The sequence below is a fragment of the Shewanella olleyana genome (assembly GCF_023283825.1).
Lineage (GTDB): Bacteria > Pseudomonadota > Gammaproteobacteria > Enterobacterales > Shewanellaceae > Shewanella > Shewanella olleyana.
In genome coordinates this window covers 134,143-156,415 of record NZ_JAKILD010000005.1, presented here as the reverse complement: position 1 = coordinate 156,415, position 22,273 = coordinate 134,143, and the positions used below count along the sequence as shown (strand labels likewise).

Genomic DNA, 22,273 nt, shown 5'->3' with positions numbered 1-22,273 from the left:
TTTGTCAGAAAAGATGATTGTTCGAAAATAGAGACATAGCACTCAGTGAATACTGAACTTAGTTAACCTGAACTCGGGATAAGAAGTTAGTTAAACTGTTGAATTATTACATGTTTGCTTTCAATCTTATTCTAGAGAGATATTTTTGCTTAGAACAAGGCAAATTTGTGCGTCAATAGCTGGCCTATTGCAAACAAATTTAACGCCGTTATCAGTAAAAATAACCTCTAGAAAGCAAGTTGTTATCCCGAGCTCAGGTTAGTTATTCCTATTGTTTTTCGGCAACAAGAGCTGTTACTAGGGCCTGTGATGACATTGATTTACAACAGCTAGAGCAATTTAGTTTTCAATCAAGTATTGGCTGATTTCATCTAAAAAGGCATTACCAAAGCGGCTCAATTTACGCTCACCAACACCATTCACAGCCAACATCTCACCCGCACTAGTCGGTACCATGGCTGACATTTCGGCTAAGGTTGCATCATTGAACACCAAATACGGGGGTACGTCGTGTTCTTCAGCCAACTCACGGCGCAGTAGTTTAAGGCGAGCAAACAGTTTACGGTCATATTGCTGCGGTGCACGAGATGAACTGTTGCGGCGCTTGGTGGTCACTAACTGAATACGAGGCTCTGCAAGTTTTAGCTTCACCTCTCCACGTAACACGGGTCTTGCTGACTCATTAAGCTTAACCGATGAACCACGGGTAATGTCTTGGCTCGCTAAACCTAAATGGATCAGCTGGCGGGTGACCGATAACCAATACTCATGACTCTGATCTTTGCCAATACCCCAAGTGGATAATTTGTTATGGCCACGATCCATCACGTTAGCGGCTTTTGAGCCACGCAATACGTCAATGACCTGATTCACACCAAAATATTGTTTAAGCCTAAAGATACAAGAAAGCACCTTTTTAGCATCTTCAGTGCCATCATATTTCTTAGGCGGATCAATACACACATCGCAGTTACCGCATGGCTTATCAGCGCTTTCGTCAAAATAATGCAGTAACACTTGGCGACGACAGGTTTGCGCTTCTGCAAAGGCTGCCATGGTATTCATTTTGTGAAACTCGACATCTTGCTGAGGGCCTGGTTCTGACTGCTCAATCAAGTGCTTCACACGACCAATATCTGCAGGGTCAAATAGCATGTAAGCTTCAGCATCTAAACCATCACGGCCAGCACGACCGGTTTCTTGATAATAAGACTCGACGCTTTTAGGAATATCGTAATGCACCACAAAGCGTACATTGGACTTGTTAATCCCCATACCAAAAGCCACTGTCGCGACCACAATATCGATTTTGTCTTTTAAAAACTTATCTTGAATATCAATGCGTTCTTCTTGGCTCATACCTGCGTGATATGCCGCAGCGCTGAAACCTTGCAGTTTTAAGCGATCAGCCACCTCATCGACTCGGCGACGGCTGCTGCAATAAATAATGCCATTACTTCCTTTTTGCAGCTGTAAAAACTGTTTGAGCTGATTAGCAGCATTGAGTTTTTCAACCACTGTGTAGCGAATATTAGGTCGATCAAAACTGGATAATAAACAAAATGGATTAATGCGCAAACGCTGGCAAATGCTATCGCGTGTAGCCTGATCGGCCGTTGCAGTAAGCGCCATTAGCGGAATATAAGGGAATATTTCTTTCAACTGACCAAGCGCGGCATATTCTGGTCTAAAGTCGTGTCCCCACTGACTGATGCAATGGGCTTCATCAATGGCAAACAACGACACATTGAGCTCATGCAACCGCTCAATAAAATCTGGCCTTAATAATCGCTCAGGTGAAACATAAAGCAGTTTAATCTCGCCTTGATGCAAACGACGTAAAATCGATACGGTTTCATCACGAGGCAATGATGAATTCAAGTAAGCCGCTGCGACACCCGATTGAGTCAAGCTATCAACTTGATCTTTCATCAATGAAATCAGTGGCGAAACCACCACAGTCAGCCCAGGTAAGATTAACGCTGGCAGTTGGTAGCACATACTCTTGCCGCCACCAGTAGGCATAATCACTAAGGTATCTTGGCCACTTAGCGTCTGCTCAATGATCTCCCGCTGTCCTTCACGAAAGTCACGATAACCAAAAATTTGCTGTAACTGATGCCCAAGCACATCCTGCGCTTCATGCTGAGTCGCGTTGGGTGTGACTTCGATTTGATCTACTGCTTGGCTTGAGCTTGAAATAGGACTGTCCATTTTTTGGGCTGAAGATAACGAGCGTCATTTTAAAGCACTGCTGTGCAGATGTCTCGATGCAATGTGGTAAACCCGAAACTAACTGCTCAAATATGCATCATTGATTTTATAAAGCTAATTAAGTTAGATTAAATACTCTATCAAGGAGCAATCATGCGTAACGACATGAAACTAAAATAATAAAGGCCATTCATGACAACAGAAATTCAATTAAATGCGCTAAAGCAAGTTGCTGAAATATTTGATAAACATGTTCCATTTCATAACCTATTGGGATTAGAAATTAAGCGCTATGATACTGAAGGCGTGGAAGTTGTCATTCGTATGAAACTCGAACTCATCGGTAATATTCACCAAAACATTCTTCATGGCGGCGTAACGGCTACTTTATTGGATGTGGTTGGAGGTTTAACCGCATTTTCAGGGTTAGTCTCAAGTCGTGAGGATTGGACCATCGAGCAATTAGAAAAACGCTTAACCACTTTAGGCACCATTGATATGCGGGTGGATTTTTTACGTCCGGGTCGCGGCGAAGTGTTTACTGGCACAGGTTGTGTTATTCGCTCAGGCAATCGTGTGTCAGTTTGTCGGATGGAGCTGCATAATGAAGAAGGAACCCACTTGGCCTTTGGCACAGGTACTTACATGGTCGGCTAATATCGTGGACTCATATGATGGGCTAAGCGCTAGAATGATGGATTAATACAAGAGACTAGGCGCTAACTACGATGAACTAGCCCAAATGGTACTAGTTCATCACATGCCAGTTAGGCAAATGAACAAAATGATTATCCGAATAACTTGAGTGATCCTCCCCAGCAACCTACAATCGCCCTCTCTTTTTTCTGCGTTGTGGGTTCCATGCAAGATCTTGAACACCGTAAAGGCATAGCCCTTGCCATTTGTGCCTATTTCCTTTGGGGAATAGCACCACTTTATTTTAAATTATTAAGCGATGTTTCTGCATTTGAAACCTTGGCTCACCGTGTGGTGTGGTCATTTTTCTTCATCATTATCTTAATGCAGTTTATCGGTGGGTTCTCGCGCCTGAAACTTGTTCTGAAACAGCCCAAGCAACTGCTGGTGTTAACAGTAACCTCAATACTGATTGCTGCTAATTGGCTGATTTTCATTTGGGCGATTAATAATGACCACATTCTAGATGCTAGCTTAGGCTATTTTATTAACCCATTATTCAATATGTTACTTGGCATGGTGTTCTTGTCTGAGCGCTTACGAAAATTACAGTGGGTGGCTGTCGCGCTTGCCAGTATTGGCGTGTTATTTCAGCTTATCTCGTTTGGTTCAATTCCATTGGTATCACTAGCTTTAGCCTGTTCTTTTGGTTTTTATGGCTTATTGCGCAAGAAGGTCAACATTGATGCTAAAACAGGTTTATTGGTTGAAACGGCTATTTTACTGCCAGTGGCGTTAGGTTATTTAATGCTGACCATAGACACTGCCACTGCCAACATATTCACCAACGACATGACGATGAACTTAACCCTTATCGCTGCCGGTATTGTCACCACAGTGCCTCTATTATGTTTTGCAGGCGCTGCGATGCGTATTCCGTTGTCTATGCTAGGTTTCTTCCAATATATTGGCCCGAGTATCATGTTTATTCTGGCGATATTTTTATACAAGGAACCCTTCGATATTGAAAAAGGCATCACCTTTGGCTTTATTTGGAGTGCGTTAATTATCTTTACTGCCGATATGGCATTGCAACGTAGACGTCGCATCAAGCAAACTTAGGGGGTCAGCTCAAAAAAGCTGGCTTCAACTATTCCTGCAAAGCAGCGATTTTGGTCATGGCTGCTTGCGGGTTTTCCACTGATAACAGCAGCAAATAACCTTTGTCTGTTGGCACCAAAAGCACTTGCTCATTACTCGTCACCGATACCAACGCCTTGTGGTCATTTTTAAGCGTAAACCACCCCAAAGAGTATCCTGTTAAGCCTAGACCGTTAGTTCGTCTACTAGGGGTGAATTGAGGCGCCTGAGATAGGTTGATTAACTGCGCTTGCTGCCAATCCACCTCACCTGCCTCAAACTCTTGACCATATAATGGAATATTCACCTCAACTGCGCCCGACTGACTCACAGATACCCTTGCTTGACTCGATTGATACAAGGTCAGCGAAAACAAAGCGAATACCGCAATAATGATCCCTAAGCTCGAATAAAACGCCGCACTTGGTAATTTTTTTACTTTCAGCAGTATCGTTAACAGCACTAAGCCAATTAACAAGCCAATAAAATTCGCCATGGCATTACTAGAGAGTCCAGCAAGTTCAATATTCATCATTTTCCCAAAGGCTTATAAGTTTTAATAGCGAGCTGTTATTTTTGTCGAGCATAACAAAAATGCCACCCATGCATGACCATGAAGTGGCATTTTATTACCCTAAAATTTTTAGGCTTATAAATCTAACGCTAAAATTTTTGATTTACGCTGGAAGTTATATAACTGCTTTTTCACATTCGGCAGCGCATCAACATCAACGATATTAAATCCATGCTCTAAGAACCAATGAATACTGCGCGTGGTTAACGCAAACAAACGTGAATACCCGCGCACTCTGGCTTGACCGATAATATTATTCAGTAACACACTGCCGCGATCGGCATCGCGATAATCAGGATGCACCACCAAGCACGCAAACTCTCCGGCATTATCTTCTTCAAACGGATACAACGCAGCACAACCAATAACTAAGCTATCACGTTCAATCAGCATGAACTGCTCAATTTCCATTTCCAACTGCTCACGTGAACGACGCACTAAAATGCCTTGTTCTTCTAACGGACGGATTAAATCCAGTACCCCACCAATATCGCCAATGTTAGCCCGTCTTAACCGTTCAGCACTTTCGGTAACGATTTGAGTACCAATACCTTCACGGGAGAATAGCTCTTGCAGCAAAGTACCATCTTCAAGGTAACTGACTAAGTGACAGCGAGGCACCCCATTTCGACATGCATCAATACTGGCCTTTAAGAACGCCATAGTGCCCACACAAGCTTGGCCCGATTGGTTCATCTCATCCCAAATGGTTTGCGCACCATTTGGCATAAGTTCAGCAATCACTTCACCCGCTTGGTCTAGAATACCGTGCGTGCTACTAAAGCCGATAATCTTGTCTGCTTTTAATCTTATCGCCACTTGGGTGGCAACCTCTTCAGCAGTTAAATTAAAGCTCTCACCGGTTACTGACACCGCCATAGGGCCCATTAGTACAATACAATTGTTGTTTAGCTGACGCTCAAGTCCTTGGGTATCAATACGGCGTACTTTACCGGTCAGACAAAAATCAACGCCATCATCAATCCCAAGAGGCTGAGCAATGACAAAATTGCCGCTGACTAGGTTAATTTGTGCATTTTGCATCGGCGTATTACCTAGGCTCATAGATAGCCTTGCGGTAATATCAAACTGCACCGCACCCGCAACTTGCTTAATCACTTTTAGCGAGTCTTCATCAGTGATACGGACGCCATTGTGATAAGAAGGTTCAATGTTTGCGTCATGAAGCGCTGCATCAATTTGCGGCCTCGCACCATACACCAATACCACTTTGATACCGAGTGAATGCAATAATGCAACATCATTTAAAATGCCGCGAAATTGGTTATGTAATAACGCTTCTCCGCCCAGCATAACCACAAAGGTTTTTCCTCTGTGAACATTAACGTATGGTGCTGAATGACGGAACCCATCAACAAGCTCTGTGGTTCTTAAAGGCACATTAACCCCTAACAAGTAATCGAATCGGTTTTATTAGCAAACCCGCCAATAAATATAATTAATCAATATTATTGCATTTAAATTCACTTTAAAAGCTTTATATCGTATTGATAATGACTTTTTAATCTTTAACTCATGAATACTTATTGAATCTGTCTAACTGTAAGCAGTTAAATTAAGTAAGTTCATTGCTCCAAATTGCGTTAACAAGCTTAAATGCTGAATTCGCGACCTATGAATAGGCGACACTTCTAGTATATTTGTGGGCTCATAAGCTTGAACATAAACAGCAAAGTAGCTGCTTTAAATGCTTTGGCAGCACTAGCTATAAACCTAGCTTGTTTTCATACCACTTGCCTTTAGACTCACAAAGCGGCAGCCTAGAGACGCAAGATGACAAATTAAAGTCGAATAAAGGTTTAACCTACTAACGCACTGTAAAGTTATCTTGCTAGTTTTCATCAGACGTTTCAGTGATGGCGGGTAAAGTTCTGATAAGACAAGGGAAGATTTAGGGACGTAACACTCAGAAAGGAAGAATTAGATAAGCAAAGGGTAAAAAAAGGCCAAAAAAAAGCCCCAATAAAGGGGCTTTTCAAAAGAACAAAATCAATTACTTGATTTTAGCTTCTTTGTACATAACGTGCTGACGAATAACTGGATCAAATTTCTTGATTTCCATTTTTTCAGGCATGTTACGCTTATTTTTTTCAGTAGTGTAGAAGTGACCAGTTTTAGCACTAGATACTAATTTGATCTTCTCACGATTACCTTTAGATTTAGCCATTTTCTATTATACCTTCTCGCCGCGGGCACGAAGTTCTTTAACTACAACTTCAATACCTTTTTTGTCGATGATACGGATACCTTTAGTAGATACACGTAGTTGCACGAAGCGTTTTTCTTCTTCTAACCAAAAACGGTGGTTTTGTAGGTTAGGTAAAAAACGACGACGAGTCGAATTTTTAGCGTGCGAACGGTTGTTACCAACCATAGGCTTCTTGCCAGTAACTTGGCATACTCTTGACATGTCAATCTTCTCCAAAAACAATTTTAAAACGCTCGAGCATTTATGTGCCTCGTGTGGCCGTCGCCCGAGGCACAAAGAGGGCGCATTTTATACACGATAACAAAACTAAGATCAAGTATTGTTTATAATATCCATCCGCGTTCAGCGAAGGAAACTATCTCTTGATCGCCTACAACCATATGATCCAAAAGGGAAACATCGATAGTCGAGAGGGCTTTTTTTAATCTGTCAGTAATTTGCCGATCTGCCTGACTTGGCTCTGCAATGCCAGACGGGTGATTGTGACACACTATGACTGCCGCAGCCTTTTTCTCCAGCACAAGCGTCACCACTTCACGTGGATAAACTGATGCCGAATTAATCGTTCCGCGGAATAATTCTACAAACTGAATCACTCTATGTTGGCTATCCAACAATAATAACGCGAACACTTCATAGGATCGGTCTGCTAATTGTCTCATTAAATAGTCCCGAGTTAAATCAGGATTTATTAAAATTTGTCCTCTATTCATATTTTCTTCGAAAATTCGCTTAGAAATCTCCGATGCCGCCTGTAATTGCGCATATTTTACCGGCCCAATACCCGCCAACTGACACACTTGAGACTTGGGCGCTGCAAATAATGGCCTTAATCCACCAAATCGACTGATCATCCCTCGCGCTAAATCGACCGCATTATGTCCTGCTAATCCGTTACGTAATAACACCGCCAAAAGCTCAGCATCAGATAAATGCCCTGCACCGTGCTTTAATAATTTATCTCTCGGGCCTTCTCCATCAGGCCAATCTTTAATTGCCATAAACACTCCCTTGTTTATTGGGCTATATATTCATAATTAGTTTTGCTGTTAACAAACTAAAATTAACTCCGTTGAGCAATGAGTATGGCCTAAAATTTTAATTTCGGATCATCCCCATTAAAGCCGTTTGTGATATCGTAGCGGCAATAAAGCGAATAGCAGGATTGAGCAAAACATGCTGACAAATAAAAAAGTCCTTTTAGGAATTGGTGGCGGTATTGCAGCGTATAAAAGCGCTGATTTAATTCGTCGTCTTAAAGAACGCGGCGCAGATGTCCGTGTGGTGATGAGCCAGAGTGCAATGGAGTTTATTACTCCGCTAACCATTCAAGCCTTGTCAGGCCATCCTGTTGCCTCAGATTTGCTTGATCCGGCAGCAGAAGCGGCAATGGGACATATTGAGTTAGCACGTTGGGCTGATGTGGTAATCGTAGCCCCTGCCACGGCTAATTTAATTGCTCGTATTAACGCTGGCATGGCTGATGAGCTATTAACCACCACATGCTTAGCAACCGAAGCGCCTGTAATTATTTGCCCAGCAATGAATCAGCAGATGTATCGTAATCAAGCGACCCAAGAAAATCTTGCTAATGTCGCTCGCAAAGGCATCACGGTGTGGGGCCCTGCCAGTGGCGACCAAGCCTGTGGCGAAGTCGGCCCAGGACGCATGCAAGAACCTCTAGCCATTGCCGAGCAATTGGTGCAATTCTTTGGCCCTAAACCACTAACAGGTCATAAACTACTGCTAACTGCAGGCCCAACGCGCGAACCTATCGATCCAGTGCGATACATTTCGAACCACAGCTCTGGCAAAATGGGCTTTGCCCTCGCCGCTGCAGCAACCCAAATGGGCGCTGAAGTCACCTTAGTCACTGGACCCGTTAACTTAGCAACACCACTTGGTGCAAAGCGTGTTGATGTCGAGTCAGCCCAAGACATGCTTAATGCAGTAATGGATAATGTTGATAACCAAGATATTTTTATTGGCTGCGCTGCAGTAGCAGATTATCGACTTGCTGAAGTTGCCGAGTCGAAAATTAAGAAGTCATCAGAAAATATGCAGCTTGCGCTTGTGCGTAACCCTGATATCTTAGCCAGCGTTTCAGCACTGACTAAACGACCTTTTACTGTAGGTTTTGCTGCAGAGACCGATAACGTAGAAGAATATGCCCGTGGCAAGCTTGAACGTAAAAAGTTGGACTTAATTGCCGCTAACGACGTATCAATAGCAGGCCTTGGTTTTAACGCTGATGCTAATGCGCTACATGTTTTTTGGAAAGATGGTAGTCAACAACTGCCTGTAACCGATAAACTGACGCTTGCAAAACAATTACTTACTCTGATAGCGACAAAAATTAAAACATCATGAAAACACCTGTAGAACTTAAGTTACTCGACTCTCGCATTGGCGGAGAGTTTCCGTTGCCAAACTATGCCACACCAGGCAGTGCAGGTATGGACTTACGCGCCATGATAGATACCACTATGGTTATCGAACCTGGTAAAACCGTCCTGATCCCTACAGGTATTGCCGTGCATGTTGCCGACCCAAGTCTTGCAGCCGTGATTTTGCCGCGCTCAGGTTTAGGCCATAAACACGGTATTGTACTTGGTAACTTAGTGGGCTTAATCGACTCTGATTATCAAGGCCCATTAATGGTGTCTTGCTGGAATCGCAGCGATGAGCCATTTACATTAGAAATCGGCGACAGATTAGCTCAGCTGGTATTTGTCCCTGTCGTACAAGCACAATTTACCTTAGTCGATGAGTTTGATACCTCAGATCGTGGTGAAGGCGGATTTGGTCACTCAGGTACCAAGTAACCTTTACAAGTAGTCACAAGCCTAGGAATAACAAATGGCGGCTAGCCCAAAAATAAACCGTCGTGAGCACATTTTACAATGTCTCGCGCACATGCTGGAAACCAGCCCTGGCCAACGTATCACCACTGCTAAATTGGCAGCGGAAGTTGGTGTTTCTGAAGCGGCGCTTTATCGCCACTTCCCAAGTAAAGCAAGAATGTTTGAAGGCTTAATCGAGTTCATCGAAGATGCCATTTTATCTAGATTGAACATCATCATGGATGAAGAGAAAGACACCATGAAACGCTGTGAGCTAGTGCTGCAGCTATTACTGGTCTTTTCAGAACGTAACCCTGGTATTTCGCGAGTACTTAATGGTGATGCGTTATTAGGTGAAAATGAGCGTTTACGTAGCCGTATTAGCGGCTTATTCGCTAAAATTGAAACTCAAATAAAACAAATCCTCCGTGAAAAAACCTTACGTGAAGGTCATGGCTTTAGCTTAGATGAAGCCATCTTAGCCAACTTATTACTCGCCATCGCAGAAGGCAGAATAGCTCAATTTGTTCGCAGTGAGTTTAAACAAAAGCCAACTGAACATTTCGATGAGCAATGGCAGTTTGTTCAGCAACAGCTACTGCGGAGCTGATAAATAGTGCAGCTAATAAATAGCAGCAATTAAAGCACTCAATAGAGTGCTTTTTTAATCCCTCAAATTAATATCTCATCCGCATCAGTGGTTTTCAAAACAAGCATAAAACAAATACTTGACTAAAAAGGTCGGCCTTTTTTATTTCAATAATATTAATTTGACTCAAATCACGCTATTATCCCCATCCCTTATGATTGCTACGCATTAAGCACAAGTAAATTTGCTTCGTCAGCAACAAGGCGATTTATAACATACACTCAGTAATACGTATTGCCCCTGTGGTTGGAGGATAAGATGGCATTAAGTGAAGCCGCGTTAAAAGTTAAAGCAGCACTGACTGAACAAGGGCTTGAAACCCCAATGTTGCCGCAAACTCGAACTGCAGAAGAGCGTAAAGAAAAGATTGAGCATCACATGAAAGAAGTACTGACGTTAATGGCGTTAGACTTGTCAGACGATAGCTTAATGGATACGCCTCGCCGTATTGCCAAAATGTATGTGGATGAGATCTTCTCTGGTCTTGATTACCAAAACTTCCCTAAAATCACTGTCATCGATAATAAGATGGGCGTTGATGAAATGGTCCGAGTACAAGACATTAGCCTTACCAGCACCTGTGAGCACCACTTAGTGACCATTGATGGCTTTGCGACAGTTGCTTACCTGCCGCGCACTAAGATTATTGGCCTGTCGAAGATTAACCGCATTGTGCGCTTCTTTGCCCAGCGCCCACAAGTGCAAGAAAGACTGACTCAACAAGTACTGGTTGCGTTGCAAACTTTGCTTGAAACCAAAGATGTGGCGGTAAAAATGGATGCGGTACATTACTGCGTAAAATCGCGCGGCGTGATGGACTCCACCAGCTCAACCACCACCACAGCATTAGGCGGGATTTTTAAATCTAACCCAGCCACACGTGCCGAATTCTTGCATCAATCAAAATGCTAGTTTGAGTTTTAAAACGAATTAAATTAAGCATATTTTAGAACGTGATAGACAGAATCAAAAAAGCCAGACATCAAGTCTGGCTTTTTGCTTTTAGCTTTTAGTAAAGTGAGATGAGAGATTAAATACCGTATTGCTCGCGGTAAGCACTCACTGACGCTAGCTCTTTTTCCATACCTGGTTTTTCAGATAAGTAGCTGATCAAGTCAGACAGCTTAACGATAGACACGATGTCACAGCCAAAGTCGCGTTCAACTTCTTGAATCGCTGACAATTCGCCTTTGCCTTTTTCTTGTCTATCAAGTGCAATTAACACACCCGCTAAGCTTGCATCGTGTGCAGCAATGATTTCCATCGACTCACGAATAGCAGTACCCGCGGTAATCACATCATCCACTAGCATCACTTTACCCGCAAGCTCGCTACCCACTAATGAGCCGCCTTCACCATGCTGTTTTTTCTCTTTACGATTAAAGCAATATGGCACATCCACATCGTGATGATCACATAAAGCAACAACCGTAGTTGTCGCAATCGGAATGCCTTTGTAAGCAGGACCAAACACTAAATCGTAATCGATACCAGAATCAACTAATGCAGCAGCATAAAAACGACCTAAACGCGCTAAATCACGACCTGTGTTAAATAAACCCGCATTGAAAAAATAAGGGCTAGTACGGCCTGATTTTAAGGTGAACTCACCAAAGCGTAATACCTGACGCTCAAGAGCAAATTCAATAAACTCACGTTGATATGCTTTCACATTATCTCCTTAACACTGTTATCTGTTGGGTAATCTTTTTTGTAATAAATACAGCTTAAAAAAAGGGCCACCTTATTCAAGCAGCCCCTTAATCAAATACGCTTTAGCTTAATGCCGCTTTTTGCGTATCGACAATTTCGCGAATGCCATGCTTCGCAAGCTCAAGTAAGCTTAATAACTCTTCGTGGCTGAACGGTTCACCTTCGGCAGTGCCTTGGATTTCAATCATCTTGCCAGTTTCAGTCATCACAACGTTCATGTCAGTTTCAGCAGCGCTATCTTCGATATATTCTAAATCGCAGATTGGCTCACCTTTGTAAATACCTACACTAACAGCAGCAATTAAGAACTTAAGCGGGTTAGTTTTTAAAATGCCTTTACCACGCGCCCAGTTTAATGCATCGACTAATGCAACACATGCACCGGTAATTGCAGCAGTACGAGTACCGCCATCAGCTTGAATCACGTCACAATCGATAACGATCGTGTTCTCGCCTAAGGCTTTCATGTCTACTGCAGCACGTAAAGAACGGCCGATTAAACGTTGGATTTCTTGAGTACGACCAGACTGTTTACCACGTGCAGCTTCACGTTGCATACGGCTATGAGTCGAACGAGGAAGCATACCGTATTCAGCAGTTACCCAGCCTTGGCCTTGGCCTTTAAGAAAACGCGGTACGCCTTCTTCAAAACTTGCAGTACATAAAACTTTAGTGTCACCAAATTCAACCAACACCGAACCTTCAGCATGAGCTGTAAATTGACGAGTAATCGTAACTGGACGAGATTGTGCAGGTGTTCTGTCGCTTGGACGCATATGCATTTCCTATTGTGTGGAATCAGTGACTAAATTGAGCGCTAAACCTAAGTATTAAACCTAAGTATTAAACCTAAGTTTTAGCTAAAATCGGGGGGCATATTATCGTTTGTAGCCCCTTCAAATAGCAGCTAACAAGATAAACCCACAACCAACGCTCATAATTGAACAGCATTATAGTGACTTGTTAGCCTTGATGCCACGTCAAACAAAACCCTTATTGGATTTTTATTAACAAAACGGCACACTGGTCAATGGAATGTGACTCATGCTTTAAGGGAAATGATGAAAATAGCCATCTTTGGTGCAGGTTCAACAGGATGTTACTTAGCGGGCGAACTACTCATGGCAAAGCTCGATGTCAGCTTAATTTGTCGCGAGCGCATTAAACGCAGCATTATCGACAACCAAGGTTTCACGCTCACAAGTTACCAAGGCTTACATCAAAAAGTCATGCCGAACGCGCTGATAACTGAGCTTGACGCTGACACTCCCAGATTCGATTTGATTTTTGTCACCTTAAAATGTCATCAACTTAGCAATATAACTGAGCAACTACTGCAGTTAACCCACCAGCAAAGCACCATAGTATTGATGCAAAATGGCTTGGGCAGTTTAGATGAAGTTAAGCAAGCATTCGCTAACGCCCCAGCGCAGCCAAGGCTGCTGTTACAAGGCATTACCCCGTTTAATGTGCTGCAAAAAGAACATGCCACCTTTCATAAAGGCACCGAAGGCCAATTCACTTTTGCCAACACGCCCCATACGCAAACTATCCAACAAGCAATGCTTTCAGCTGGCTTAAGCTGCACCTTAGTAGAAGATATGGCGCCGATCATTTACGGCAAGCTACTGCTTAACCTAAATAATGCGCTTAATGCGATTACTGATGTGCCTATTAAGCAGCAATTGAGTAAAAAACAGACCCGTAAATTATTAAGCCTCGCGATGAAAGAGTGGCTAAGCGTGTGTAAAAAAGCCCAGCTTCCATTGGCGAAATTTACTATGCTGAAGCCGCAATGGTTGCCGCTAATATTATCTTTACCCGACAGCCTCTTCACCCTGCTCGCTAAACAAATGCTCGATATCGACCCACAGGCTCGCTCGTCTATGTGGGAGGACATTCAGGCGAAACGTAAAACCGAAATAGACTATTTAAATCAAGCCGTGGTCAAACTTGGGCAACAACATCAGGTTGCTACGCCTGTTAATGCCGCTATCGTCAGCGCCATTAAGCAGCTAGAACAAGGCCAAAAGGTCGATATTGAATCACTCGCTTAGTCGGCATAAAAAAGGCCGCGACTTAATTAAGTTACGGCCTGTTTTGTTTTGTCAGTTCTCTTTTGGCAGAACTTTATCGTAAAGCCTTACTTTTGCTTTTTCACAAACGGTAAAATAAGCAAAGCGACACCCACAAGTAAAAACGGAATACTCAGTAGCTGCCCTGCACTCATGGCCCACTCAGTGGCATAAGCTGCTTGCTTCACTTTCACCATTTCAATCGCCCAACGGGCACTGAATACGCTACATAAGAACAAGCCGAATATAACGCCGTGCTTTTCTTTTAGGTTAGTAAACTTGTACACAGCATAAAGCGATATAAAGATAATTAAGTAGCTAATCGCTTCGTATAACTGCGCAGGATGGCGCGGTATTAAATCCACACGCTCAAAAATAATGCCCCAAGGTTTAGTGGTCGGCAGGCCTAATATCTCAGAGTTGGCAAAGTTTGCCATACGCACAAAGAAGCCAAATATCGCGGTCGCAATCGCTAATCTATCCAGCAAGAATAAAAATGGCATATCGGTTTTTCGCTTGTAATAATACAGCGCTAATATCGCCCCTAATCCGCCGCCGTGGCTGGCTAAGCCGCCTTCCCAAATCGCCAAAATCTTCATCGGATGGGCAAAGTAGTAACTCGGATCGTAAAAGAAACAATGGGCCAAACGCGCACCAACAATAATCCCTATCACACAATACATCAGCAAGTTATCTAGCGACTCAACATCCAAGCCTTCTTGCTTGTACATGCGCTTCATTACCTGAAAACCACTGGCAATCGCCAATGCAAATAACGCCCCGTACCAATGTACTTTAAGACCCATAAATGAAATTAATACTGGGTCGAGATTCCACACGAAATGGTCCAATTGCCTACTCCAAAATTTGATAACACCTTAAATCCGCAGATCTAAGTTGGTGATTGAGCCTACTATAAACAATTCACTTAACGAATTCGATGACAAACCCATCGATAACGCCATTTAACAGGCCGAGATAACCCAAAGCGATAAACACTTCAGTGATGTGACCGTGTAAAACGGGTTAAGTTTCGATAATTAAACTGAATTTACGTCTGTTCGCTTTGACCTTCAATGCCAGCAGACTATAATCGACAACACACTTGCTGCTAACTATTCAGGGCTCAACCATGATCCAAAGTATGACCGCCTACGCTCGCATTGAGCATAAAGCCGAATGGGGCACTGCCTCTTGGGAAATCCGCTCAGTCAATCAACGCTACTTAGAAACGTACCTACGTTTACCAGAGCAAATGCGTAGCCTTGAGCCAGTATTACGTGATCGCCTACGTAAGCGCTTAAATCGCGGTAAAGTTGAGGTCAATCTACGTTACGAACTATCTGAATCTGGCAGCAGCGAAATGCGCCTAAACCAAGACTTAGCCAAGCAGTTATTAAACGCAGCAGAATGGCTTAAAAAAGAAGCTAATCAAGGCGAACTGAACCTAGTTGATATTCTCCGCTGGCCTGGTGTTATGGCCGGTGCAGAACAAGACATGGGCGAAATCAATAAAGATTTACTCGGCGCATTCGACGGTGCAGTGGCACAATTTATCGAAGCCCGCGGCCGTGAAGGTGAAGCCATCAACGCCATGCTACAAACTCGCCTCGACCAAATCGTTGAGCAAGTTGCAGTAGTGCGTGAGCACATGCCAGCAGTTATGCAATGGCAACGTGACAAACTTACCAACCGTTTAGCCGAAATCACTGGCGAACTTGATCCAGCACGTATGGAACAAGAAATGGTATTACTTGCACAAAAGATGGATGTGGCAGAAGAAATGGATCGCCTTGACGCACACGTTGCTGAAACGCGCTTAATCCTTAAAAAAGGTGGCGCACAAGGCCGCCGCTTAGACTTCATGATGCAAGAATTCAACCGCGAATCTAACACCCTAGCGTCTAAATCAATCAGCGCAGAAGTCACTGCCGCAGCGGTAGAGCTTAAAGTATTGATTGAGCAGATGAGAGAACAGATCCAAAACGTAGAGTAATTAGTCTCTATTTACGCTCAAACGATAAGCCCAGCGAATGCTGGGCTTTTTATATGCTGCAATCTCATTCAAAGCACTGCACAAAAAGAAATGATACTCGAACGAATAGCACTCAAGCTTAGCCACTAACATTAAAGTAGTGACTGACTCCCCACTCAAAAGTGTACTTTGTTACTCTTTTAAAACACATTAAGGTACATTCGCACTAAAGGTGTACAATATTACACTATTTAACAGAAATAACTTTCATCCACTTCAATAGTGTAGCTTGTTACACCTTTATCTTGATAAGTCGTATATAAAACACTAAAGTAACCGTATGTACACTTTTTAAGAGAAAAAAAATGGCCTCTCAACTCGATCCCAGCAGTTTAGGCAAGCGAATTAAAGACTGTCGTAAAGCCGCAGGTATGAATCAGGAAATAGCCGCATCATTTTGTGGTGTGACGAAGAAGACCTTGATTAGAGTCGAGAAAGGCGAAGATGTGTACTTTTCAACAATAATTAAAATCCTCAATGGTCTTGGCATCAAGCTGACCGTTAATACACCTAATAGTAAAATGGGTGGCAGCAATGAATGGTTCTAACGTTCACACTCTAGAAATGCATTTTAGAGACATGATTATTGGTGCGATAAGTTTTGATAAAGACACAGAACAATTCTCTATCGAATACACTCAAGCTTGGCAGGAAAATGGCTTTCCAATTTCACCCAAACTACCACTTGATGGCCAAGCTAGTAGCTCTCAAATTTCCATTTACTTAACTAACCTACTTCCTGAAAATAAGGGACTTGATCACCTAATTGAAGCCCTTGGCATTGCCAGAAGTAATACATATGCTTTGATCAAGGGCATTGGGTTTGATACCTCTGGTGCAATATTGTACCTCCCAGAAGGCACTAAACCACCAGAGACTTCTTTTACCCCAATTAGTAAAGCCGACCTCATCAAGCGCATCGAAAACCCTGAATATTGGCCGATGGAAGTTTGGGACGGAAAACCACGCCTTTCGGTGGCGGGCGTTCAATCAAAGTTAAATCTATTTCACATCGATGATGATTACGGCTTTGGTGAAGGAGAACTCTGTTCAACACATATCATTAAATTTGAAAAGAACAATCAGCAGCATCTGGTACTCAATGAATTTATGACCATGACACTGGCTAAACTTATTGGCATGCAGGTAGCCGACGTTGAGATAATGCCAATTGGGCAATACAAAGCATTGTCTGTCACCCGCTTTGATCGCCTATATGACTCTACGCATCATAGAGTGATGCGTCGTCACCAAATCGATGCATGTCAGGCTTTAGGTTATTCCGTCGCAAGAAAATATGAACGACATCTGGGAAGTGGTCGTGACGTGCGAGATATTCGTGAAGGGGTGAGCTTAGAAAAGCTGTTTAGCATCGCTGAGTACTGCGCTAACCCTGCCCAAGCCAAGTTCGACATGCTTCGTTGGACAATCTTTAACTTGCTCGTATGCAATGCTGACTCACATGGCAAAAACTATTCATTCTATGTAACTGCTAATGGGCTTGAAGCGACTCCATGGTATGACCTTGTCAACGTGCAGATGTATCCTGACTTTGATCAAGAACTAGCAATGGCGATTGGTGATGAATTTGAAGCCAATAAGATCCACGCCTATCAATTAATGACATTTGCAGAAGAGTGTGGAATTAAACAAAACATACTTGAATTAACCCTCAAGCAAATGGCAAAAGCAATCATCGACAATCTGGATAACGTGGCAAAACAAGCTGGAGAACTAACGGAAGCAGAATTTGCGTATGCAAAAGCCTATAAGCAGTCCATTAAAACACGATGTGAATACTATCTTGCACAAGCTGAAGAGATAAAACATATCAAGCTGTAGCTGAACACTCTAACGTCTGAATCAATCAGTGCAAAAGTCACTGCAGCAGCGGTAGAGCTTAAAGTATTGATTGAGCAGATGAGAGAACAGATCCAAAACGTTGAGTAATTGGTTTTCTCTGTGTTTGAAACTAAAAAACCAGCTAATTGCTGGTTTTTTGTGAAGAAATAATTCCAAGTGATAAAGTTTAATCCAACCCGATTTATTTATTATTTGTCATTGTTTTTATCATTTGGCTTGCCACAGCATCTACAACTTTCATACATACCGAGTTACCAAATTGCTTGTAAATCTGTCCTTGTGAAACAGCATCTACAATAAAATTCTTAGGGAAACCTTGCAAACTTGCACATTCTTTAGGTGTTAGTTTTCTTGGATTTTTCCCCAGTTCCTCTTGGTCAATCAGGATTTCAGAGCCATCTTTATAATACCGGGCACTAATAGTGCTGGTATATTCACTTTCCTTATTGAATAGTGAATAACCAAAACCATTACCTTTTGTTTTATGAGCTTCTTTACGCTTTTTATGACCTGCCCACAATCTATCTGAAATAGTAAATTTATCTTGTTCTTCTGTTAACTCTGTAAGATCTTCTAAAATATCGCCTAAACGAGTGGGAGTTTTAGGAGGTGTTGGCCAACTAAAAGCTTCATCAAAATCGACATCTTTATAGTGGTCCTTATCAAACCCGACTATAAATACTCGCTCTCTGTTTTGAGGCACACCAAAATCAGCAGCTCTTAGTATTTTATAATCAACCCAATAATTGAGCTTTTCACTTAACGCATGTCTTGCCTCTTCGCTCATTGGTACATCTTCTGGGATATCTTGGGTATGTTCACCACGGATTATAGCTAAAATAGTTTCGAGCGTTTTTCCTTTGTCGTGCCCTTTTAACTGCTTCACATTTTCAAGAAGGAAAGCTTTAGGTTTCTTGTCCGCTAGAATTCTTTGGATCTCGAAAAACATCGTTCCTCGAGTATCACTGAAGCCTTTCTTTAACCCTGCCTGTGAAAATGTCTGGCAAGGGAAACCACCGAGTAACACATCGTGATCGGGAATATCTTTTGTTGGAATTTGAGTTATATCGCCTTTTGGCATTTCACCGTAGTTAGCTAAATACGTTTTTTGAGCAAACTTGTCCCATTCAGAGGTGAATACGCATTGTCCACCTTCCTTTTGAAATGGCAGGCGTATCCCGCCTATGCCTGCAAATAAATCAATAAACTTAAATTTCACCTCTGAAAGTGGGTCATGACTAAAAGGCGCTTGTTGTAGTTTCTCGCTCATTTTTTCTTCGAGCATGGTTATATCTAACCATTTTTTAGGGCTGGGCTTATGCTCTCCAGACTCCCATCCTCTTACCGTTCTTTCGCCTGTTGATGCCATTCCCAGTAAATTAGCGAACTCAGTTTGACCTAAGCCAAGGTTTTCTCTTGTTTTTTTGATATATTCTGCTTTGGTATTTGTTATATGATTCATTAGCACGCTTAATTTATCCGGTTTATTACCCGGATGGTAGCACTAGGTACTAAAACTGACAAGAGACAAGGTTATATATGTTTGATAAACGAATGGACGAGTTTGCCATGGAGTGTAAGGCACTCGATGATTCTATGGATTTTAGTTACTTAAATCTAGCTCCATCAATAAGCTTTTCGAATACAGGGAGAAGAGGTGAACCTAAATATTTCTCTATATCTCTTACTCAGTTAATATCTGTTTTTGAAGATATTAATGCTCATTTTGATGAGTTTGAACCAAATCAACATTACGTTGAGGGTACGTGGCGTGACCTGTTCTCTCATTATTTAACTAACGAAATAGTGAATGCTCTGTCTACAGTTCAAACTCTTCCTTTATTTTCTGTTATTAACAAAGTTAATCATATTGTTAATGGAATAGAAGAGCCGTTCATTTTGAAGACAATGGCGCTTTCTCCAGTACGCATATCCAATGTGGTTTCGTATTTAAAGACACAACTACCAAGTAATGAAGAATACCTTAAGAGTATTAGTAACTTCACTGGTATTAGTGAGAACAAAATCTACTATGGTGCACCAGGTACAGGTAAAAGCCATAGGATTGAACAGCGAGTAAATAATAATAATTCAGTAAGAACTGTATTTCATACGGATACTCAAAATAGTGATTTTGTTGGCTGTTTAAAGCCTAGTATGTCAGAAAGAGGGATTGAGTATTCTTTTAGACCTGGCCCTTTCTGTTTGGCTTTAAAAAAAGCTTCTTTGGACTCTAGTAAATCTATATATCTAGTGATTGAAGAAATTAACCGTGCTACCGCAGCTGCTGTTTTTGGTGAAACGTTCCAATTATTGGATAGAGCTGATAACGGTAGAAGCCAATACTCTATTGATATCACTGATCCTGATATGCAAACTTACCTTGAAGAGCATGCCCCCAATGTTCTCAAAGGTGGCAGATTATTTATCCCTGCTAATCTATCATTTTTAGCCACAATGAACAGTAGTGACCAAGCTGTAATGCCTATGGACTCTGCATTTAAGCGCAGGTGGCAGTTTGAATATGTAAGTCTAGAAAGCGTCGAGTACCCTCAAGGTGATTTTACTATTTCAGATCCTACTGGTGACTTAATAGTTAGTTGGGAGAGCTTATCTAAAACTATCAATATGCTTCTTAGTGAACAGGAACATATTCCTGAAGATAGACTGCTTGGTCCTTGGTTTGTATCTACGAATGAACTGGCCAATCCTATTGAGGCTCTTGCTGGTAAAATAGTGATGTACTTATGGGAGGATGTTCTGCGCCATGGTGGTCGAGATACCATATTCAATACTGATGTATACCCTACACTCTACAAGCTCGTAAACGGTATAAAATCTAATGAAAATATATTTAGCGACACCTTTATATCGGAGTTGAAAAGCCTGCTAGATGCTGAGGTAGGTGAGTAAATTGATAGAAATTTACCATGACCGAAGTCATCTTAATGAGGTTCCAAGCGATATAAAAGCTGTTTTGAAAACTCATAAGTTATTGTTAGATAAAGATAGGCGCATTCAATTTTGTGGGATGATTGTAAGTGATAATCAAGCGCATATATTTTTTCCGCGCAATTCTACATTAGCAACCACAGCTTCGGTTAAAGAGAATGCATCTAGACTTTTTGTTCAAGCTATTTATAACTTTTCTCTTCAATCTAAAGCTATTAAATACGCTGATGATGATGGCGCAGGTTTTATCGGCGACTCGCAGCTTGGTCTAATTATTTCTTTACTTAAGGACTATCAAATAAACGGTCTCTATAGCCATAGGCTTGTAGAGTCCGTGTTTAACTCTGGCAAAACTAATTGGAGTAAAACAATAGCTAAATCGATGGCCTTCCCTAGTAAAAATGGGCCGTTGTATTTTGATACTTGGGGGACTAAGCATAGCTACAGCCAAGATAGTGAGGTTACTAGGATTCATGCAGCTATTATGAAGCAGTTAATTAGTCGTTTTGGCTGGTTGATATCCGGTAGCTTACAAGTTAAAGAACTAGAACAAGTCCCTAATCCCAAGTCAGATAAAGTTCCAATACAGTTATCTATGTTAAATAAGGAGTTACAAGTTACTTATTCTGACCGTGATATCTGGTTACTAACCCAATTAAAGCGCTTTATTAGCCAGCAACGAGGCAATAAACCAGTAGCTGAAGTGATGGGGCTCCGTTCATTCCATGTTATGTGGGAGCACATGCTTTGCAAGGTGCTTAAAAATACCATTGAGGTTAATACTCTATTACCTTCACCTGCCTATCTGATGCAAAATTCTGACGGAACGGAATCAATTGTTGATGCTAAAAAGAATTCACAGCGGACGGATATAGTTTTAAGGCGACCATATACTGATGAGTATAGTGTTGTTGATGCTAAGTACTACGGTGCTTCTTCTATTGCTTCCGTACCGGCTTGGGCAGACTTAGTTAAGCAGTTCTTTTATGTAACTGCATTGAAAACAATAATTCCAGACAATTCTTCAGTGAGTAATGCGTTTATATTTCCAGGTTCAGAGTCAGGCCCTATCAGAAAGGTTCATATGCGTGATAAATCATCGGGTGCAGTTTTAGATCCCGAGTATCCACCTATTACGTGCTATTACGTATGCCCTAATGACGTCATGGCTCACTATGTTAAGAATCAAAAAATGGAAGATTTATCTGAATTGTTATTTGAGTGAAAACTGCGAGTAATAACTCAGCCTGCACTATGGCAATTGTGTATGTGTGAACTCCCCCAAAACAAATAAACCCAGCTTTCGCTGGGTTTATTGTTCATTGAACTAACTCAATACCAATGCCAAT

General features: G+C 42.0%; 22 protein-coding genes and 1 pseudogene. 13 read left to right on the top strand and 10 right to left on the bottom strand.

All coding sequences use genetic code 11. From position 1 onward, the window contains the following. Positions 1-339: 339 nt before the first annotated feature. Positions 340-2,214 carry a DNA helicase RecQ gene (recQ, locus tag L2735_RS05545; protein ID WP_248983756.1) on the bottom strand — a complete coding sequence of 625 codons (1,875 nt, stop codon included), beginning with the start codon at positions 2,212-2,214 and terminating at the stop codon, positions 340-342. Positions 2,215-2,406: 192 nt separating this feature from the next. Here recQ and L2735_RS05540 point away from each other — a divergent pair, with 192 nt between their 5' ends. Both L2735_RS05540 and rarD read left to right on the top strand, forming a co-directional pair. Next, positions 2,407-2,871: a thioesterase family protein gene (locus L2735_RS05540; RefSeq protein ID WP_248983755.1), complete on the top strand. Its 465-nt coding sequence runs from the start codon at positions 2,407-2,409 to the stop codon at positions 2,869-2,871. Between the two features lie 204 nt (positions 2,872-3,075). Then, entirely contained in the window at positions 3,076-3,972 is an 897-nt protein-coding gene (gene rarD, locus L2735_RS05535; protein WP_248983754.1) for an EamA family transporter RarD, read from the top strand. 28 nt (positions 3,973-4,000) lie between these two features. On the opposite strand, the gene L2735_RS05530 is transcribed toward rarD, so the two are convergent. The 5 genes from L2735_RS05530 to radC form a co-directional block, all read right to left on the bottom strand. After that, positions 4,001-4,522 (bottom strand): PH domain-containing protein, encoded by a 522-nt coding sequence (locus L2735_RS05530; RefSeq protein ID WP_248983753.1) that lies wholly within the window; start codon positions 4,520-4,522, stop codon positions 4,001-4,003. A 117-nt stretch (positions 4,523-4,639) separates the two neighbouring features. Further along, positions 4,640-5,965: an amino-acid N-acetyltransferase gene (gene argA, locus L2735_RS05525; RefSeq protein ID WP_248983752.1), complete on the bottom strand. Its 1,326-nt coding sequence runs from the start codon at positions 5,963-5,965 to the stop codon at positions 4,640-4,642. Between the two features lie 613 nt (positions 5,966-6,578). Beyond that, positions 6,579-6,752, bottom strand: coding sequence for a 50S ribosomal protein L33 (gene rpmG, locus L2735_RS05520; RefSeq protein WP_011494790.1), 174 nt, complete (start codon positions 6,750-6,752; stop codon positions 6,579-6,581). 6 nt (positions 6,753-6,758) lie between these two features. After that, on the bottom strand, positions 6,759-6,995 hold the full coding sequence (gene rpmB, locus L2735_RS05515) for a 50S ribosomal protein L28 (protein WP_055025225.1): 237 nt from the start codon (positions 6,993-6,995) through the stop codon (positions 6,759-6,761). Positions 6,996-7,117: 122 nt separating this feature from the next. Beyond that, positions 7,118-7,795 (bottom strand): RadC family protein, encoded by a 678-nt coding sequence (gene radC / locus L2735_RS05510; protein WP_248983751.1) that lies wholly within the window; start codon positions 7,793-7,795, stop codon positions 7,118-7,120. 175 nt (positions 7,796-7,970) lie between these two features. Between radC and coaBC the strand changes: the two genes are divergently transcribed. The 4 genes from coaBC (at position 7,971) to folE (ending at position 11,198) form a co-directional block, all read left to right on the top strand. Further along, positions 7,971-9,164, top strand: a complete 1,194-nt coding sequence (coaBC, locus tag L2735_RS05505) for a bifunctional phosphopantothenoylcysteine decarboxylase/phosphopantothenate--cysteine ligase CoaBC (protein ID WP_248983750.1) — start codon at positions 7,971-7,973, stop codon at positions 9,162-9,164. Further along, positions 9,161-9,619 carry a dUTP diphosphatase gene (gene dut, locus L2735_RS05500; protein WP_248983749.1) on the top strand — a complete coding sequence of 153 codons (459 nt, stop codon included), beginning with the start codon at positions 9,161-9,163 and terminating at the stop codon, positions 9,617-9,619. Before coaBC ends, dut begins: the two co-directional genes overlap by 4 nt. A 34-nt stretch (positions 9,620-9,653) precedes the next feature. Then, a complete protein-coding gene (slmA, locus tag L2735_RS05495) occupies positions 9,654-10,247 on the top strand; it encodes a nucleoid occlusion factor SlmA (RefSeq protein ID WP_153914492.1) in 594 nt (197 codons plus the stop codon). 297 nt (positions 10,248-10,544) lie between these two features. Continuing rightward, entirely contained in the window at positions 10,545-11,198 is a 654-nt protein-coding gene (gene folE, locus L2735_RS05490; protein ID WP_248983748.1) for a GTP cyclohydrolase I FolE, read from the top strand. A gap of 118 nt (positions 11,199-11,316) precedes the next feature. Here the strand turns inward: folE and pyrE are convergent, their stop codons facing one another. Beyond that, positions 11,317-11,958 (bottom strand): orotate phosphoribosyltransferase, encoded by a 642-nt coding sequence (pyrE, locus tag L2735_RS05485; RefSeq protein ID WP_248983747.1) that lies wholly within the window; start codon positions 11,956-11,958, stop codon positions 11,317-11,319. Between the two features lie 103 nt (positions 11,959-12,061). Further along, positions 12,062-12,775 (bottom strand): ribonuclease PH, encoded by a 714-nt coding sequence (gene rph, locus L2735_RS05480; protein WP_055025233.1) that lies wholly within the window; start codon positions 12,773-12,775, stop codon positions 12,062-12,064. Between the two features lie 285 nt (positions 12,776-13,060). On the opposite strand from rph, the gene L2735_RS05475 reads away from it, so the two are divergent. Next, positions 13,061-14,056: a 2-dehydropantoate 2-reductase gene (locus tag L2735_RS05475; RefSeq protein ID WP_248983746.1), complete on the top strand. Its 996-nt coding sequence runs from the start codon at positions 13,061-13,063 to the stop codon at positions 14,054-14,056. Between the two features lie 86 nt (positions 14,057-14,142). On the opposite strand, the gene lgt is transcribed toward L2735_RS05475, so the two are convergent. After that, positions 14,143-14,925: a prolipoprotein diacylglyceryl transferase gene (gene lgt, locus L2735_RS05470; protein WP_248983745.1), complete on the bottom strand. Its 783-nt coding sequence runs from the start codon at positions 14,923-14,925 to the stop codon at positions 14,143-14,145. 281 nt (positions 14,926-15,206) lie between these two features. Here lgt and L2735_RS05465 point away from each other — a divergent pair, with 281 nt between their 5' ends. From L2735_RS05465 to L2735_RS05450, 4 genes and pseudogenes are all read left to right on the top strand, one after another. Beyond that, positions 15,207-16,070, top strand: coding sequence for a YicC/YloC family endoribonuclease (locus L2735_RS05465; RefSeq protein WP_248983744.1), 864 nt, complete (start codon positions 15,207-15,209; stop codon positions 16,068-16,070). 344 nt (positions 16,071-16,414) lie between these two features. Beyond that, a complete protein-coding gene (locus tag L2735_RS05460) occupies positions 16,415-16,657 on the top strand; it encodes a helix-turn-helix domain-containing protein (protein ID WP_248983743.1) in 243 nt (80 codons plus the stop codon). Next, positions 16,644-17,951 (top strand): HipA domain-containing protein, encoded by a 1,308-nt coding sequence (locus L2735_RS05455; protein WP_248983742.1) that lies wholly within the window; start codon positions 16,644-16,646, stop codon positions 17,949-17,951. The genes L2735_RS05460 and L2735_RS05455 overlap by 14 nt, the downstream gene beginning before the upstream one ends. Positions 17,952-17,954: 3 nt before the next feature. Then, positions 17,955-18,059 (top strand): annotated as a pseudogene (locus L2735_RS05450) (endoribonuclease YicC domain-containing protein); the annotation flags it as partial. A 94-nt stretch (positions 18,060-18,153) separates the two neighbouring features. Here the strand turns inward: L2735_RS05450 and L2735_RS05445 are convergent. Then, positions 18,154-19,434, bottom strand: a complete 1,281-nt coding sequence (locus L2735_RS05445; protein ID WP_248983741.1) for a DNA cytosine methyltransferase — start codon at positions 19,432-19,434, stop codon at positions 18,154-18,156. 77 nt (positions 19,435-19,511) lie between these two features. On the opposite strand from L2735_RS05445, the gene L2735_RS05440 reads away from it, so the two are divergent. Beyond that, positions 19,512-20,885 carry an AAA family ATPase gene (locus L2735_RS05440; protein ID WP_248983740.1) on the top strand — a complete coding sequence of 458 codons (1,374 nt, stop codon included), beginning with the start codon at positions 19,512-19,514 and terminating at the stop codon, positions 20,883-20,885. Between the two features lies 1 nt (position 20,886). After that, positions 20,887-22,149: an LlaJI family restriction endonuclease gene (locus L2735_RS05435; protein ID WP_248983739.1), complete on the top strand. Its 1,263-nt coding sequence runs from the start codon at positions 20,887-20,889 to the stop codon at positions 22,147-22,149. Positions 22,150-22,273 lie beyond the last annotated feature (124 nt).